Below are 15,372 nucleotides of genomic sequence, written 5' to 3'. Positions count from 1 at the left end.
GTCGGTAACAATCATGTCCCCCACTACTATGGTTATAAAGCCAGTAGTGGTAATTAAGACAGTAATGCTAAAAACTCAGATTTTTCACTGCCTGACATGGGTGTGAGCGGCACACGAACTGCGCCCACATCAACTGTGCCTTTTAGGCAGCCCACTTTGGCTTTTTGGTTGTAATTACCAGATTCCATAGAATGGATAACGGGGTAAATCTCACTCATTATTTTTTTGGCAGTCTGCCAATCGCCTTGTTGTGTGGCATTAAATAACGCGACTTGTTCTGCTGGGAATACATTTGCTGCCCCTGCAATCCAGCTTTTTGCACCCCAAAAAAAGAAGTCAACGGGTTGGTCATCACAACCACAAATCACTTCAAAATCATTAAAGTTTGCTTGTAGCATCCTTAATGCATGACTAAAGTCGCCGCTGCTTTCTTTGACACCAATAATATTTGGGTGCTTGGCCAGATGTTTGATGGTATCAAACTCAATACTCACCCCAACGCGGGCAGGGAAGTTATACATGATAATGGGCAGCTCGCTCACGTCGGCTACTTTTTCAAAGTGGGCGATAATACCGTCTTGTTCCGGCAAACTATAAGGGGTAACAGATAACATTAGACCATCATAACCTAAGGTTTTTGCTTGTTCAGCCAGTACGATAGAGTGGTCAGTTGATAAGCTGTTAATACCAGCAATTAGCGTGATGGCATTTTTGTTATCACTACCTTTGGCAGCATCGGCAATGGTGGTTAGGACTAAAGCGCGTTCTTCAGGTGAAAAAGTATAGTATTCGCCTGTTGTGCCGCATGCGACAATACCAGCTACGCCTTTATCAATAAAGGCTTTGACCAGTGCAGTAAGTTTGTTGGCATCAACATTACCTTGGGCGTCAAAAGGGGTAACGATTGGCACTAAAATACCGGTGATGTTCATAAAATTATCCTTGTTAGTGAGGGTTTGATGGATGATGAAATAAAAAATTAATAGTGTTTTAATTCGAGATTAGTGGTTCAAGCCGATGATTTTTGAAAGCGCTTAATCTGATAAGGTTTGGGGTCGATGGCATGCTGATTATCAAAGTAATAATCGGTAATCATCTGCGCACTGATCACCGCTTGCGTTAATCCTAAGTGCTGATGGCCAAAATTTAAGAATACGTGGCCTATTTTGTCGATAACGGGCAGGGAGTCTGATGTTGAAGGACGAAAGCCCATCCATGGCGTACTGTCTGTCGTATTTAACGGTGTTCTTAACATTGGCTGTGCCTGCTTCAACAGTATCTTTGCCTGTTGCATATTGGCAGGTGCGTCAAGTCCTGCATATTCTACGGTGCCAGCCAAGCGTAGGCCGCCTTCCATGGGAGTCATGATAAAGCGCCGATCCATGCTTGAGACAGGTATTTGTAGCCGTGTATGTTCATGCGGTAACATCAGGTGATAACCGCGCTCTGTATCTAATGGCACTGATACTCCTGTGAGCTGTTTTGCCAATTTTTTAGAATGCGCGCCTGCCGATAGCATAACGGTAGAGGCAGTAATATCTCCTTGAGTGGTAGTCAAGAGAGTACCTTGTGCCTGAGGAGTGGCATCAAGTACTCGGCAGTGCTCAATAATATGTCCGCCAAGTGCAGTAAACGTTGTACTGAGCTGTTTAATCACTGCCGTCAAATTTGTGATATGCCCTGTGTTTGGAAAAAACAACGCGGCCAACTGATTGTCTTGTAAGGCAGGCTCACGTGCTAAAAGCACCTCTTTTTCTAGCAAAGTGTTCACCACGCCAATGTCATTCAGCCGATTGCCGTGAGTGATTAAAGGCGATAGGCTACCTTGTTTTTCGACCGTCAATAATGATCCTTTCACTTGTACCCAATCATTAAGTTGCCACTGCGCTGCAAAGCTTTGCCATGCTGGTAGACTATGTTGATTGAGGGTTAACAAGGCCTCGTGAATGCGCGAAAATGGTCCAGGGCGCATGTTCATTAACAGCTTTATGGCCCATGGCATCAACTGTGGCAGGTAATGCCAATCCAATCTCAATGGGCCTGTTGGGTTAAATAACATGGCGGGGATATGACGTAGCATACTGGCATCGGCGATTGGGAATACTTGCTCTGTGGCGATATGTCCGGCATTGCCTAATGATGCACCTTGTCCTACCTGGTTGGCCTCTATCAGTACAACACTGATCCCTTTTGCTTGCAGCATCACTGCGGTCGTTAGGCCAATAATACCGCCACCAATAATATGCAAGTCGAATGTTTGAGTGGTCATGATGGATCTCGATAACTTGGGCGTTTGATAGCGTTGATATATGTGTGCCAATCTAAATGGTCATAATTACTGAGTAGCAATACCCCATTTAAAAGGATCTTGATTCTGTATGATGAGTGTGGTTTCGGCACACACATAAGCGTTGCCACAAATGGTTGGGACAATGGTTTGCGCAGGGTATTGGTACGGTGATTCGGTTAAAAGATCAGTGACGGGTTGATAGCTACCTGTAAATAGGCTGCCAATAATGCTTTGTTGGTGCCAATTTTGCCCTGCCTCTAACTGGTGTTCAGCTGCTAAACAAGCCAGCTTAGCGCTGGTGCCAGTGCCACAAGGTGATCGGTCATAGGCCGCACCCGGGCATAACACAAAGTTTCTACTATCTATATTGTCGTCATTGCTGGCAGTGAACAGTTCAATATGATCAATCTCATTACCGTTTTCGCCTGTGATGTTAGCGGCATTCAAGGCATCTTTTATTTGTATGCATACCTGTGTCAGCGTGTTCACGTTGCTTGCTTGAATATCTTGTCCGTGGTCACTCACTAGGAAAAACCAATTGCCACCCCAAGCGATGTCACCACAAATTTGGCCAAGATGAGGCACTTGTATTAAGACGTTTTTTTTATATCGGTAAGATGGCACATTTTGGACACTGCAACTGCCATCATCATGAAGTATGGCTTTCACCAAGCCAACAGGGGTTTCGAGCCAATGCGTGCCTGCTGTGATTTTATTCTGATATGCCAACGAAGCGATGACTCCCATAGCACCATGACCGCACATGCCTAAATAGCCAGTATTATTAAAAAATATGACACCAGTAGTGGCCTTAGGGTTTGTTACGGGGCAAAGTAGGGCACCCACCAATACATCGTTACCACGTGGCTCTAAAATAATACTTTGACGCAAATGGTCAAAATGTTGTTTGAGATAGCTCAGCTTGTCTTGAATGGTATTACCAATAATTTCTGGAAAACCTTCATATATCATACGAGTAGGTTCACCGCCTGTATGCGAATCAATGATTTTAAAGCTGTACTCTGTATCAGACATGGTTGCCATCCTCATTCATCCATAAAAATTCACATTGCCTTGATATTTATCAAGTTAAAAAATGACCATTCAAAAGCGGAAAGTAGGTGAGGGGTCATCAAGGCTTATTTATAGAATGAATGTTTTGAATGAAGTCGTCTTGATGTTTTTCTAGCAAAAAATGCGCATTTCTGCACAATGTATCGGTGTACACTAGAGAAGCTTGTATCAAAAATAAATGCGATGTCATACTCAAAAGCACCGAGGTATAGCTCTTTTGGAAGTATAGATAGCAGCAGTTAGAACGATATTTTGTATAAAAAATAGCTGTGTCTAGGCGCTGACGCATGACGAAGACAACACATCAAGCATGATAAGGAGTAGTTTATGATAAGTGAGACGGCAGAGAGCGCAACAATAACGGCCGCGTCATTACGGCACAGTTTAAGCCATTACTACCCTGACAGTAGTGCGACCTTTATTGGTAGTGTGTCATTATTATTACCGCTTTTTGATACTTTACCCAATGTAGTTTTTTTCGTCAAAGACGAGTACGCTTGTTATCAGTTGGCAAACAAGACGCTATTAAAGCGTTGCAAAATAGATAAGCGCCAAGATATCATCGGTTTTACGACAGAGCAGGTGTTTTCTCATCGGCAAAGTAAAGATTATATGTTGCAAGACATGCGAGTACTACAAGAGGGTAAATCCATTGTCGATAATTTAGAATTGCATAGTTATGCTTCGGGGCAATTAGGTTGGTGCATCACCAATAAGCTGCCTATTTACAATGAACAACAGCAAATTGTGGCCATGGTGGGTATTTCTGTTGATATTGATGAAGACAACGAACGCATTTTACGTAAACATGCCCGCTTGGCCAAAGTTGCACAGTTTGTTAGGGCACATTTGGACCAAAAAATCAACATATCACAATTGGCTGAGTTGGCAAATTTGAGCTTATCGCAACTAGAGCGTACGTTTAAAGCAGTATTAAACATGTCACCATTACAGTTTGTGCAAAAACTGCGGTTAGAACATGCCATCAAATTATTGGCTATTCCTGAAATGTCTATCACGCAAATATCACTGAACTGCGGCTATGGTGATCATAGTGCGTTTAGCCGTCAGTTCAAACAATTTACAGGATTGTCACCCACTCAGTTTCGTCACGACCATTTGCCACTGAAACATTAATTTTGCATTAATAAATTGATACCAACCACAGCTGAGCCAACTCTGAGTGCGTTCATAATTTAACGTCTCCTTACAGCTCATAGGTAGTACTGTTGCTTTTCAATTAGTGATTCTTATATGATTTTGGGATACCGTTGTGACAATCAAACTCTACTGAACCAACCATTAAGTCATGCTTCTTCCAGTATCGACGCAGCTGTGGCGTGGTTAGTGAGTTGCCCTGACAGCCTTTGGGTAATAAAGGTGTGCTCCCATCACAAGTAAAATACAGCGTACCTTTAGGTAGGTTATTTCGATCCCAGTAACCTTTTGCCCAACTTTTAGGTAGTGGCGAAAAAAGAAGTCTGTCTGTTGCTGGATTGATCTCTGTGGTACACATTCCTACTGCATTGCCAGAGTCAGTTTCTAAATCGTCTTGTTCATACATAAACCGCGCACCCAAATCGATACAGGCAGTGAGGCCTAATATGCTGGTTAGGAGTAGAGGTAGTTGTATTGATTTCATAATTGTATCCTTGTGTATTATGACTAATACCCAACTACCGCTGCATCAACGATACGTGGATCAGACGAGCCGTAAACACCACTTGGCGTAATCATAATAGATTGCGTTGAGCCCATGGCTGATTGCGGGCTCACCGTGTGCCCCATAGATTCGAGCTTTTTGATGGTATCGATATTTAATGCTTTTTCGATACGGATTTCATCAGGCAACCATTGATCATGAATGCGCGGGGCATGCGTGGCTTCTGCAATATTCATGTCGTGATCAATCACGTTAGAGATAACCTGCGTCACGGTCGTAATAATACGACTACCACCGGGACTGCCCGTTACAATATAAGGCTTACTGTCTTTGAACACGAGCGTTGGACTCATAGAAGACAGCGGTCGCTTGTCAGCTTCGACACTGTTTGCTTCACCGCCTAATAGGCCATAACCATTGGGCACACCAGGTTTGGCAGAAAAATCATCCATCTCGTTATTTAATAAGATACCTGTGCCATCAGCAACCAGCCCAGTGCCATAAGAAAAATTCAACGTATAGGTGTTGGCGACTGCATTGCCGTCTTTATCCACGATAGAAAAATGCGTGGTTTGATCACTCTCGTACGGTAGTGGGTTATTGGCTTTGATGGTAGCAGCTGGCGTGGCTTTATTGGGATCAATCAGTGTGCGCAGTTTATCGGCATACGGTCTGGCAGTTAGACCGCTCACAGGGACATCTACAAAATCAGCATCACCCAAATATTCGGCACGATCGGCATAAGCCAATTGCATGGCCTCTGCCATTAAGTGAATGGTTTGGGCGCTGTTTTGCCCGTAGTCTTTGAGTGGATAGCCTTCTAATATGTTCAAAATCTGAATGATATGAATACCACCAGAAGAAGGAGGTGGCATAGAGACAATCTCATAACCACGATAGTTGCCTTTTACAGGCGTACGGGCCACGGCATTATAGTTGGCCAAATCCTGTAGGCTCATACGGCCACCTGCTTCATTGACAGCTTTGACAATTTTACTGGCCGTCTCTCCTTTATAAAACCCATCAGCCCCTTGTGCCGCTATCAGCTTTAGCGAGCGGGCAAGCTCTGGTTGCTTTAAACGTTCGCCCGGTTGATAAGCACTGCCGTCTGGTTTAAAAAACACCTTTTTAGTACTGGGCCATTTTTGCAAGCGATCACTTAAGGCGGTGAGCGACTCGGACAATCCTGCTGTGACTTCGATACCATCCTCTGCCAGTGCAATCGCTGGTGCCATGACTTGCCCGCGGCTCATCGTGCCGTGTTCGTCTAATGCTTTGAGCAGTCCTGCCACTGTGCCCGGTACACCAACGGCTAAACCATGATAACGAGACAAGTCGCTGACGGCATTGCCTTCGGCATCAAGATACATGTCACGTGAGGCACTACTGGGTGCTTTTTCACGATAATCTAACGCCACTGTTTTGCCCTGTTTGGCATCATAAATCATCATAAACCCGCCGCCACCGATATTACCGGCACGTGGCAAAGTAACAGCCAATGCAAAACCAACGGCAACCGAGGCATCAACGGCGTTACCACCTTGCTTAAGAATCTGTAAGCCAATATCTGATGCTAGCGCTTCTTGAGTCGCAACCATGCCATTTTTAGCCCAAACTGGATGATGAATCGCATCCGCAGAGTAGATGGCTTGATCGCTATTTGTGTTATTAGTCGTGTTAGTTGTAGCAGTGAGCTTGCTTGATTTGGCGGCCGTAATGCGCTGAGTTTCAGACAGTATGGTTGGGTTATCAGCCATTACGGCTAGGTTTATCGCACTGGTATTAATTGAGGTGTTATTGATTGAGCTGTTATTAATGGAATTAGTCGATGCCACTGGTTCCAGCGCATGAGCAGATACAGACAGTAATAACGCCCCAGTAATCAGTAGCGTACTAGGGTTAAGTAATAATTTTTTCTTGAGTTTGGATTGCTGGGTAGCGTGATGTAAATGTGAGGGCAGGTGTGACATCGTAAAGTCCTTTTTATGAGAGAAGTTAATCAACAAGTATATAGACAAGCAATAGATAGATTATAGAGAGGTATGTCACGCAAAATAACAGAATAACATGAGAATAGGGAGTTGCTATCTACATATGTCTATAAAAATATGAAGAAATGGTGGTTTTAAAATGTATTTTGTTCATTGTGCTACTGCTTTTTATTTTCATAGAGATAGATAGCTGTCTAATACGAGAGCGTTTTAAGTGTTCAATGAATAAATAGGATAGCGAAACCCAATGATTTATGGAAACTAAATGAAAAATTGCGCTATTATCGCTAGCGAGTAACGTTTTGTGATATAAATAACACTACCAATACGATACTTACAATTGTTTGTCAGCTTAGATTAAGGAAGTCTCATGTCACCGCCTATTTTTCGTAAAAATGACCAGCCAAATTTACCTCAATCATCCGCTCACCAGTCATCGAGCACTAGTAAGCGTCAGTCTATAATGATTGCTGGCTGTGCCATTTTGTCTGTGGGTGCGACGACCATGGTGACAGGCTGTCAATCAAACCCGACCGTCTCATCATCTGCTGCCGTATCAGGAAAGATGATTGATTTTGAAACGGCAGATACCGTACAAAGCCAAGCACAGGGCCGTGCATTTAATGCCAGTTTACATGCCAAGTCTGAACGCTATGTCCAACTGTTTGACCAAGAAAAATATCCCAGTACAGAGAATCAAGCCAAATCGCATTTATTGACCGCTATTCGCCAGCATCTAGCAACGGAGCATGTGTCAGTCTCGCAAGCCAACTATCAAGCAGCGCCTTTTATCAGTCCAGACAGTATCGATGCCGGCGCTAGCAGTTTGCTTAAGACTATTTTAGAGACCTATGTTTATAAAAAAGAAACCTCAGGCGACTATGAGTCGGACTATGACTCAGATAACGGGGACTTCTATGAATCTGAATCAGATTATGATGGTTATGTCGATGCTGCAGATGAAGTCGTCGTCGAAGAATATGCTGAGGAGTCAGATGACATTGCATATGATGAAAATGGCTATGACGAAAATGGTTATGACTGGTATGGCTATGATGATGAAGGTTACGACCAAGATGGCTATGATGAAAACGGTTATAGTCGTAGTGACTATGCTGCAGAATCTTATGAAACTGATGATTATGAATCGGACAGTGCTTTTTCAAAGTTATCAGAATTAAACCCCAAAAGTATGACAGAGCAATATGAAGCCATGCAGATGGCAAAACAACAAGCAGAAATGGCTGGTACAGCAAGCGCGTTTCCCCCTGAGTCAGCGTCAGGCGTGCTTGGTCAAATGCTTAGCATGATTCATCGTACGCCTGAGCAGATAGCTGCATCAAATGAATATCAATATAAAAACCTCATGTTCAGCAGTGTCAGTCAATACAATCCTAAGCAGCGACAAATACAAAGCGTCTACAGCTATGATTATGTGACGCCAACGATTAGCGCATCAGTACAAATACCACTCGCGCTTGATTTTGACAACAGTCGTATCACGGTCGATCCTTCAGTCATTATGCCCATCATGGCAATTGCCAATCCTGACCATACGCCACTACCTAATGAGATGGCATCGCATACCGTTAGTTTTGGGTTGCCAGAGAGCATTACGGAACAACTGCCGCCAGCAGTACTTTATGATGCGGCGATTTCTGCGATACAGGACAGTATGGCAGAGCTGGCGCCTGAGCATTTTAGTGCGGTAGATATTCGTAATGATCGGTTTGCCAAAGAAGTCGGTGCTAGCCGAGCGGTAAAAGTATATTTCGGTAGTCAACAAAGCGGTGAGATGATCGGTAAAACGCTGAAGTACATGTCCAAGTCATTACAAGATTATGTCGATGCAAATCCAGAAAAGTATCCTGATGGTGCGATGCTAAAAACAGCCATTGATAAATTGCAGCTATACAATAAGGGCTATCAAAGTGCAGATGTGGGGTCGTTATTACAATTGATTGAGGCCATCGGTCCTATCTCGTTCAATCAAATCAACTACTATTACTTAGACAGCTCAGACCGTCTGCTTGCCAAGCAACAGCGCATGAATATCGGTGGCGATTTGATGGGCTCTACAACCACTGTATTAAATCAGGTGCGCTACGATAAAACCAGTTTTAAAAATCATGTATTAACGCCTTTATTGGCAGAATCTTTCGGTGAAAACGCCAAACCTGCTATCGATGGCAATGCGTGGATGGCAGAACAACATCAAGCAGAAGATAGGCTAGATACCGCCCGTTATGCCCGTTATGATTACGATAGTGATTATACTGATGCCAGTGACGATTATGCCAGTGATGCGTCAGAGTATGACTCTAGTGATGACTATGACTATGACTATGACTATGACACTGACTATAGCGAAGACTACAACGATGCTGAAGATGATACGGACAACCGATAGAGCGTCATTAGCACTATCGTCGGTTCAAGCCCATATTTATTAAGGACAAAAAATGAAAACAGTACAACAAGACATCGTAGGTCGTCTGCCGTCAATGCTCAAAAGCCACACTTTATTCACCAGTGCATTCATAACAGGCGCATTATTATTAACAGGTTGTCAATCTACTAGTCTCGGCCAGTCTACGGCTATCACGGCACAGCAAACACCAACCGCGGCCAAAACAGCATTGGCAACCGCGTTACAAAAACAGCGTCGCCAATCATTCAGTTATCACGGCAATATTGAGATTAATAACGATCAGCAGATTGCCAATGCAAAAGAAGAAAAGTCGGTCGCGTCAGGTTATATAGATGATTACTGCGAAGACACACACGATCAAGCTTATGCTGACTTAATTTCTCAGGCCGACACGCAAAATAAAGATATTTTGGATACGGAGTATGACGCTCAGAGAACGACACTAAAAGACAGTTACCTTGAATGTTCAGATGCTTATGAAGCGTGGGTAGACAGTCAGTATGATAGCGATATTACCGTGCCAGCATCGTACCAGCAGCTGTTTGATAATTATGATGAGCAGTCAAAACCAGTAGACGTGAAAAAAGCAAAGCTATTAGATGCTTATCTATTAAAGCCGCTGTCTATCAACTCTCAAGGTGTCTATCAGCCAATGGCTGGCAAGGCTACCATGCTCGCCAGTGTGCAGTATCAAGCGCGCAATCATCACAGTAGCATTAATCAGCCCATTTATATCGATTTCAAAAACGGTGATATCTATCTATGGGCAGATAACTTTGCGATGTTTAATTCAGATTTATTAGATGACAAGCTCGGTACAAAATGGCGAAATAAGTGGTTAAAGATAGCGATTGACGATGGCACGCTGCCTAAAGGTTTTGGTAGTGAGGTGATAAAGAGCCATTTTGAGGCGCTAGACCGTACCTTTGAAGCGGCACCTGTTAGTCAGTTTGATTATGTCGCGCCCAACACACTGGCATCACTGTCTCCTAAATTACCGGAACATCAGTTACCAGTTATGCAAGCAAGTGCTCAAGTGATTCGCCGTGTGCAAAGTGCTGATAGCTATGAGCAATTTTATCAAGATTATATGCAGATATTCTACGATCGTATCAGTAAGCAATATCCTGAACTGGTCCAAGATAGTGATGCTTCTTATGAGGCAAGCGCCACTGAGACTGATAAATTGACCAGTAAAGCATTGGTACAGCAAGTATTGGCAATGCTGAAAGACAGTATGAATAAGGATGCTGAGACGGACGAGTCAGAATTATTAGACAATACAACCGTACAAGAACTGTATGGGTTTGACAAACGTGGTCAGCTCAAATGGCAGCATTCGCGTAGTGCGTTCCCAAGCAAATATCAGTCTGCTGATAATAAGTCAGGCGGCATCGTAATGGACGCTTTGCAGCAGTATTCTTCTATCAGCTCTAAAGACATGGCATTCCCAAATTTGCCAAGTGATGTGCAAGTGCCGAATGCCAGTAATAGTATTGATGCGCGACAGTATGGTCGTGAGCTTATGCAATATTATCGTGATGGCAATGGTACGATGATAGGCAAGATGGTATTTGATAGGTTAGTGATGGCTGAAAGATAGTTTGCTGCTATTGAGGATGGTATGGAAAATTATATTAAATAAGGGAATATATAGTGAACTTTGTGACTATTGATGTTGAAACTGCAAATAGTGATGTAGGGTCTATTTGCCAAATAGGGTTGGCTAAATATTTAAACGGTAAGTTGATTGATACCTATTGCACTTTAGTCGCACCTCTGACCTCTTTCAGTCGTCAAAATATAGAAGTGCATGGTATTACCAGCAGTATGGTGAAAGATGCCCCATACATGCATGACATCTATGGAAATATACTGAAGTTTATCGGTGAAAATATTGTTGTTAGCTATACGAATTTTGATCAAAGGGCTTTAAGGCAAAGTCTTGACAACCATAAGTTACCGGTACCAGAGCTACAGTGGGTAGATGCGACTGTATTAGTGCGTAGGACTTGTCAGCGCTTTGCGGTTCAAGGTTATAATCTAGCGAATATATGTAAAGAATGGAATTATCGATTTACTCATCACGATGCCTTAGAGGATGCTAAAGCATGTGGATTTATCACCGTAACTATCCTCAGAGAGAATAGTCTATCGATCCGTGATTGGGTAGAAGCTAGTGAATATAATAGTATTTATCATCAACAGCGACGTGTAAACAATCAGAGTTATCCACGTAATATTACCAAAACTGGAGATGAAGCAGGTCAATACGCAGGACTTAATATTTGTTTTACGGGAGACTTGAGTATTGGTAGAGCAGAGATTGCTGAGATAGCAGCCAAGAATGGGTTTAATGTGAAAGCAGGTGCTTCAAAAAAGCTAGATTACCTCGTGGTTGGTGTTCAAGATTTAACATTGCTGGCAGGCCACGAAAAAAGTAGTAAGCATCGAAAAGTAGAAGAGCTTATACAGAGCGGTATAGATATTAAGGTTTTGGCAGAGAAAGAGTTTTTGAAATTAATTAAAATATCAGATTGATTTAAATATTTATATTAGCAAATAAAAAAGCGCCTCTATCAAATAGAGGCGCTTTTTTATTCAAAACTTATGTCGCTAGATAAAAATCATACTTTTCCGGAGTAGATTATTACATGCCTGGTTGTGGACGTTCGCCACGTGGCTCACGATCACCTTTTCTGTCATTTTTTCTTTCTTCTTTCATTTGTGCAAGCTCGGCACGTTGCTCAGCAGTCAATACTTGAGCAATTGCATGCTGGGTTTGCACACGTTCAATAAAGCGTTGCTTCTCTTTTGCTGCTTGTTGATCAGCCAGACGGCTTACTGCTGCATTATTCAATGTGCGAGCATTGGTCAATGCTTGAATCTGCTGATGCATTTGAGCGCGTTCTGCTTTGTTTTCTGTACGATCCGCTTTATTATCGCCATGCTGTTTTTGCATGATGGCTTTAATTTGTGTTTGTTGTGCTTCGGTCAGATCTAGCTGTGACAATGGGCCTCTCATACCACCTTTTTTCATGTCGCCCTTTTTCATACCGGCTTTATGCTGTTTTTGCATTTTAGTCGTCGATGGTGTGGTATCGGTAGTTGCATTAACACTGGTACAGGCAGTGACAGTAAATACGCTAGATAATGCCAATACTGAGCCCAATAGTAATTTTTTCATAATGATGTCCTTTATTTAACTTCATGTTGTTTAATTGAATGAATACTTAACGTTTTATCTGGCAATTATTGTTTTTAAGCGTTGAATATAAACACAATACTTGCTGTTGATAGGTGCTATCTTACGACAGTTGAAGGTTACGAACATTTATGAAGTATTAAGAAAAGTAACATTTATGGAATAACGATAAGCTCTTGCCTGATAATATAAATAACAACGCTATTCAATGCTTAAGGAGATAATCTTGCCAAATATACTGTTAGGTGATGACGACGAAGAGTTGACTCAATTATTACAAGAGTACTTGCATAATCACGGCATCCAATGTGACTGCGTTCATGATGGTGAGGCAGTTATAAAAAAACTGAAAATAGCGAGTACTCAGGCGCCTATTTATGATTTGCTGGTGCTTGATATTATGATGCCAAAAATGGACGGGCTCAGCGTACTGCGCCAATTACCGAATATTATTGATATCCCTGTTATTATGTTGACAGCAAAAGGCGAGGAGATTGATCGTATCATCGGTCTAGAGCTTGGCGCTGATGATTATATTACCAAACCCTGTAACCCTCGAGAGCTGCTGGCACGTATCAATGCAGTAATTAAACGCACCAATGCGGCGGTGTCAGATCACACACCATTACCAGAAGGTCGCTTGCATCTCGATCAAAATCAGCGAAGTTGTCAAATAGATGGTATTGAGCTGCAAGTGACGGGTACAGAGTTTGATCTATTGGTGGCACTCCTCAAACAAAAAGGCGAGGTGGTGAGTAAAGAATGGCTATCAGAGCATGTATTGCAACGTGAACTTCAACCTTTTGATCGTAGCTTAGATGTGCATGTATCACGCCTGCGTAAAAAACTTCAACCTTTTCATGACGAGCCAATAAAAGCGGTTCGTGGTAAAGGTTATCAGCTAGTACTTTAATAATGGAATCATCGATGAATACTCCTAAATTTAAGGTGCGAATCACCCTGTTTTGGCGACTGTTTCTGAGCCTATTAGTCACTATCCTCATCACTTCTATCCTATCGGTCATGGTAGAGCGTTGGTTGAGTGAAAAAGCGCTCACCGCTCTTATGGATGTGCAGGTCGATACGTTATTGACTAAGCGTCAAGAGATGGTTACGGCACTAGAAGCTGGCGACTTGACAGCCGTCAAGCAGATGTACCATCAAGACCGATGGCTGATGAATCAAATTAGAGTCTATGATGAGCAAGGTGCCATTATATTTCCGCGTTATCGTGATAGGGATGAGCTGAGGCCGGAACTTAGGCCATATGGTCAGCAGGCGATAGAGCCAGACTATTATCGTGATGGAGAGGGAGAGGAGCCAAGACCAAAAATTAGACCAGAGGGTCAGCAGGCAACAGAGCCACCATCACTAGAGCCAAAGCTGCCAATACAGCCTAGACGTGATAAAGATATGCTGAATGCTCAACCATCGGCATTAAGCTATCTTTTGCCGCCTATGATTCCGAGTAGCGCGACGATAGCTGATTCTGAGAATCGTCCTGAACTGGCCGATGTGACTGTGGCTCTACCAGATGAACAAACGGTTATTATACAGTTGCGTCCGCATTTGCGTTTTTCTGACGTAGTGGAGCTGCAGCATAGTAATTTTCCCATACGTCTGTTGTTGATTATTATCTTTAGTATCTTGGTTTGTATTTGGCTCAGTCGTACGATGACTCAGCGTATTCGCCGTGTACAAAACACCGTGCACCGTATGATTGATGGTGACTATCAAGCCCATCCAAATTTATCGAAAATGGGAGATGACGAATTGGGTTTACTTGCTAATGATGTGGTCAAGCTGTCAACACGGTTGGCTGAAAGTGAGCTGGCACGCAAGCAGATGTTGAGTGACATCTCGCACGAGCTGCGTTCGCCATTGGCACGTCTGGATGTCGCGACTGAGCTGACTCGAGATTTTGCCCCTAATGCCAGTCGCTATCTAGACCGCATAGACAAAGAGTCAGCACGAATGAATGAGTTAATTGAGCAAATCATTCATATCCAGTCACTGCAAATGCAGCAATATACCATTGACAACTTAGAAAACGACACGGTCGATATTGCTGAAATTATCAGTGAGATTGGGCAGGATGTCTGTTTCGAGTTTCAAAATAAAGACGTGCAATGGCAGTGGCAATCGCCCGATTCTGCACTATTAGCAGCATCAACAACTTCTTTGACAGTGTTAGGCAATCAAGAACAGCTGCATAGCGCCCTTGAGAATATTATTCGCAATGCCTTTATGCATACTGCTCCTAGTTCCAAAGTTATTGCTGAAATTAAAGAAGTAGAGACAGAGGATAAGACACCTGCGATTCAGATCAGCATAACGGACGAAGGCGGCGGTGTGGCAGAAAAGGATTTAGAGCGTATTTTCCAACCATTTGTAAGGCTGGACTCTGCTCGGCATCGTGAAACGGGTGGTTATGGACTAGGACTGGCCATCGTTCATGCAGTAGTGACCGCTCACAAGGGTTATATCCATACTTATAATCGCAAAGACGGAATACAAGGGTTGGTGGTACAGATAGTATTGCCGATAGGATCTAAAGAGGGCTAAGAAGTCATTATAGTTAGCCATATATAACTTGGATACAGTGTGAGGTTTATTTATTTTAAATTTCTATAATGCTCTCATTTGTATTATCTATAGTTAAATTCTAAAGCCATAAACATATTGAACCGACTATCATTAGCATAGTAAATACGCTCT

The 15,372-nt window shown here is 42.9% G+C and carries 12 protein-coding genes; 6 read left to right on the top strand and 6 right to left on the bottom strand.

Annotated features, from left to right (window positions below; all coding sequences use genetic code 11):
- Positions 1-53: 53 nt before the first annotated feature.
- The 3 genes from dapA to I6E84_RS02915 all read right to left on the bottom strand — a co-directional run bounded on the left by dapA (position 54) and on the right by I6E84_RS02915 (position 3,325).
- The gene (gene dapA / locus I6E84_RS02925; RefSeq protein WP_197216036.1) at positions 54-932 is read right to left on the bottom strand and encodes a 4-hydroxy-tetrahydrodipicolinate synthase; all 879 of its coding nucleotides are present in this window, start codon (positions 930-932) and stop codon (positions 54-56) included.
- A 77-nt stretch (positions 933-1,009) separates the two neighbouring features.
- Complete coding sequence (locus I6E84_RS02920; protein ID WP_197216035.1) at positions 1,010-2,269, bottom strand: NAD(P)/FAD-dependent oxidoreductase; 1,260 nt, start codon at positions 2,267-2,269, stop codon at positions 1,010-1,012.
- A 66-nt stretch (positions 2,270-2,335) separates the two neighbouring features.
- Positions 2,336-3,325, bottom strand: coding sequence for a proline racemase family protein (locus I6E84_RS02915; RefSeq protein WP_197216474.1), 990 nt, complete (start codon positions 3,323-3,325; stop codon positions 2,336-2,338).
- 366 nt (positions 3,326-3,691) lie between these two features.
- Between I6E84_RS02915 and I6E84_RS02910 the strand changes: the two genes are divergently transcribed.
- Complete coding sequence (locus I6E84_RS02910; RefSeq protein ID WP_197216033.1) at positions 3,692-4,501, top strand: helix-turn-helix domain-containing protein; 810 nt, start codon at positions 3,692-3,694, stop codon at positions 4,499-4,501.
- Between the two features lie 103 nt (positions 4,502-4,604).
- On the opposite strand, the gene I6E84_RS02905 is transcribed toward I6E84_RS02910, so the two are convergent.
- Both I6E84_RS02905 and ggt read right to left on the bottom strand, forming a co-directional pair.
- Positions 4,605-5,006: a hypothetical protein gene (locus tag I6E84_RS02905; protein WP_197216031.1), complete on the bottom strand. Its 402-nt coding sequence runs from the start codon at positions 5,004-5,006 to the stop codon at positions 4,605-4,607.
- Between the two features lie 23 nt (positions 5,007-5,029).
- Complete coding sequence (gene ggt, locus I6E84_RS02900) at positions 5,030-6,997, bottom strand: gamma-glutamyltransferase (RefSeq protein ID WP_197216029.1); 1,968 nt, start codon at positions 6,995-6,997, stop codon at positions 5,030-5,032.
- A 391-nt stretch (positions 6,998-7,388) separates the two neighbouring features.
- Between ggt and I6E84_RS02895 the strand changes: the two genes are divergently transcribed.
- From I6E84_RS02895 to I6E84_RS02885, 3 genes are read left to right on the top strand one after another with little or no spacing between them, the layout of a single operon-like run.
- Positions 7,389-9,428, top strand: a complete 2,040-nt coding sequence (locus tag I6E84_RS02895) for a hypothetical protein (protein ID WP_197216026.1) — start codon at positions 7,389-7,391, stop codon at positions 9,426-9,428.
- Positions 9,429-9,480: 52 nt separating this feature from the next.
- Positions 9,481-11,052: a hypothetical protein gene (locus I6E84_RS02890; RefSeq protein WP_197216024.1), complete on the top strand. Its 1,572-nt coding sequence runs from the start codon at positions 9,481-9,483 to the stop codon at positions 11,050-11,052.
- Positions 11,053-11,105: 53 nt separating this feature from the next.
- Entirely contained in the window at positions 11,106-11,990 is an 885-nt protein-coding gene (locus I6E84_RS02885; RefSeq protein WP_197216022.1) for an exonuclease domain-containing protein, read from the top strand.
- Between the two features lie 109 nt (positions 11,991-12,099).
- Here the strand turns inward: I6E84_RS02885 and I6E84_RS02880 are convergent, their stop codons facing one another.
- Complete coding sequence (locus I6E84_RS02880; RefSeq protein ID WP_197216020.1) at positions 12,100-12,636, bottom strand: Spy/CpxP family protein refolding chaperone; 537 nt, start codon at positions 12,634-12,636, stop codon at positions 12,100-12,102.
- A gap of 244 nt (positions 12,637-12,880) precedes the next feature.
- On the opposite strand from I6E84_RS02880, the gene I6E84_RS02875 reads away from it, so the two are divergent.
- Together I6E84_RS02875 and I6E84_RS02870 are read left to right on the top strand one after the other, a co-directional pair.
- The gene (locus tag I6E84_RS02875) at positions 12,881-13,567 is read left to right on the top strand and encodes a response regulator transcription factor (protein ID WP_197216018.1); all 687 of its coding nucleotides are present in this window, start codon (positions 12,881-12,883) and stop codon (positions 13,565-13,567) included.
- Between the two features lie 14 nt (positions 13,568-13,581).
- Positions 13,582-15,219: an ATP-binding protein gene (locus tag I6E84_RS02870; RefSeq protein WP_197216016.1), complete on the top strand. Its 1,638-nt coding sequence runs from the start codon at positions 13,582-13,584 to the stop codon at positions 15,217-15,219.
- The last annotated feature ends 153 nt before the right edge of the window (positions 15,220-15,372 follow it).

This window comes from Psychrobacter sp. SCQQ22, assembly GCF_015864605.1.
Lineage (GTDB): Bacteria > Pseudomonadota > Gammaproteobacteria > Pseudomonadales > Moraxellaceae > Psychrobacter > Psychrobacter fozii.
This window is presented reverse-complemented; position numbering and strand designations above follow the sequence as displayed.

Bases quoted from the DNA above. Each gene is read 5' to 3' on its own strand.
- dapA (WP_197216036.1), bottom strand. From the start codon at position 932: ATGAACATCACCGGTATTTTAGTGCCAATCGTTACCCCTTTTGACGCC.
- I6E84_RS02920 (WP_197216035.1), bottom strand. From the start codon at position 2,269: ATGACCACTCAAACATTCGACTTGCATATTATTGGTGGCGGTATTATT.
- I6E84_RS02915 (WP_197216474.1), bottom strand. From the start codon at position 3,325: ATGTCTGATACAGAGTACAGCTTTAAAATCATTGATTCGCATACAGGC.
- I6E84_RS02910 (WP_197216033.1), top strand. From the start codon at position 3,692: ATGATAAGTGAGACGGCAGAGAGCGCAACAATAACGGCCGCGTCATTA.
- I6E84_RS02905 (WP_197216031.1), bottom strand. From the start codon at position 5,006: ATGAAATCAATACAACTACCTCTACTCCTAACCAGCATATTAGGCCTC.
- ggt (WP_197216029.1), bottom strand. From the start codon at position 6,997: ATGTCACACCTGCCCTCACATTTACATCACGCTACCCAGCAATCCAAA.
- I6E84_RS02895 (WP_197216026.1), top strand. From the start codon at position 7,389: ATGTCACCGCCTATTTTTCGTAAAAATGACCAGCCAAATTTACCTCAA.
- I6E84_RS02890 (WP_197216024.1), top strand. From the start codon at position 9,481: ATGAAAACAGTACAACAAGACATCGTAGGTCGTCTGCCGTCAATGCTC.
- I6E84_RS02880 (WP_197216020.1), bottom strand. From the start codon at position 12,636: ATGAAAAAATTACTATTGGGCTCAGTATTGGCATTATCTAGCGTATTT.
- I6E84_RS02870 (WP_197216016.1), top strand. From the start codon at position 13,582: ATGAATACTCCTAAATTTAAGGTGCGAATCACCCTGTTTTGGCGACTG.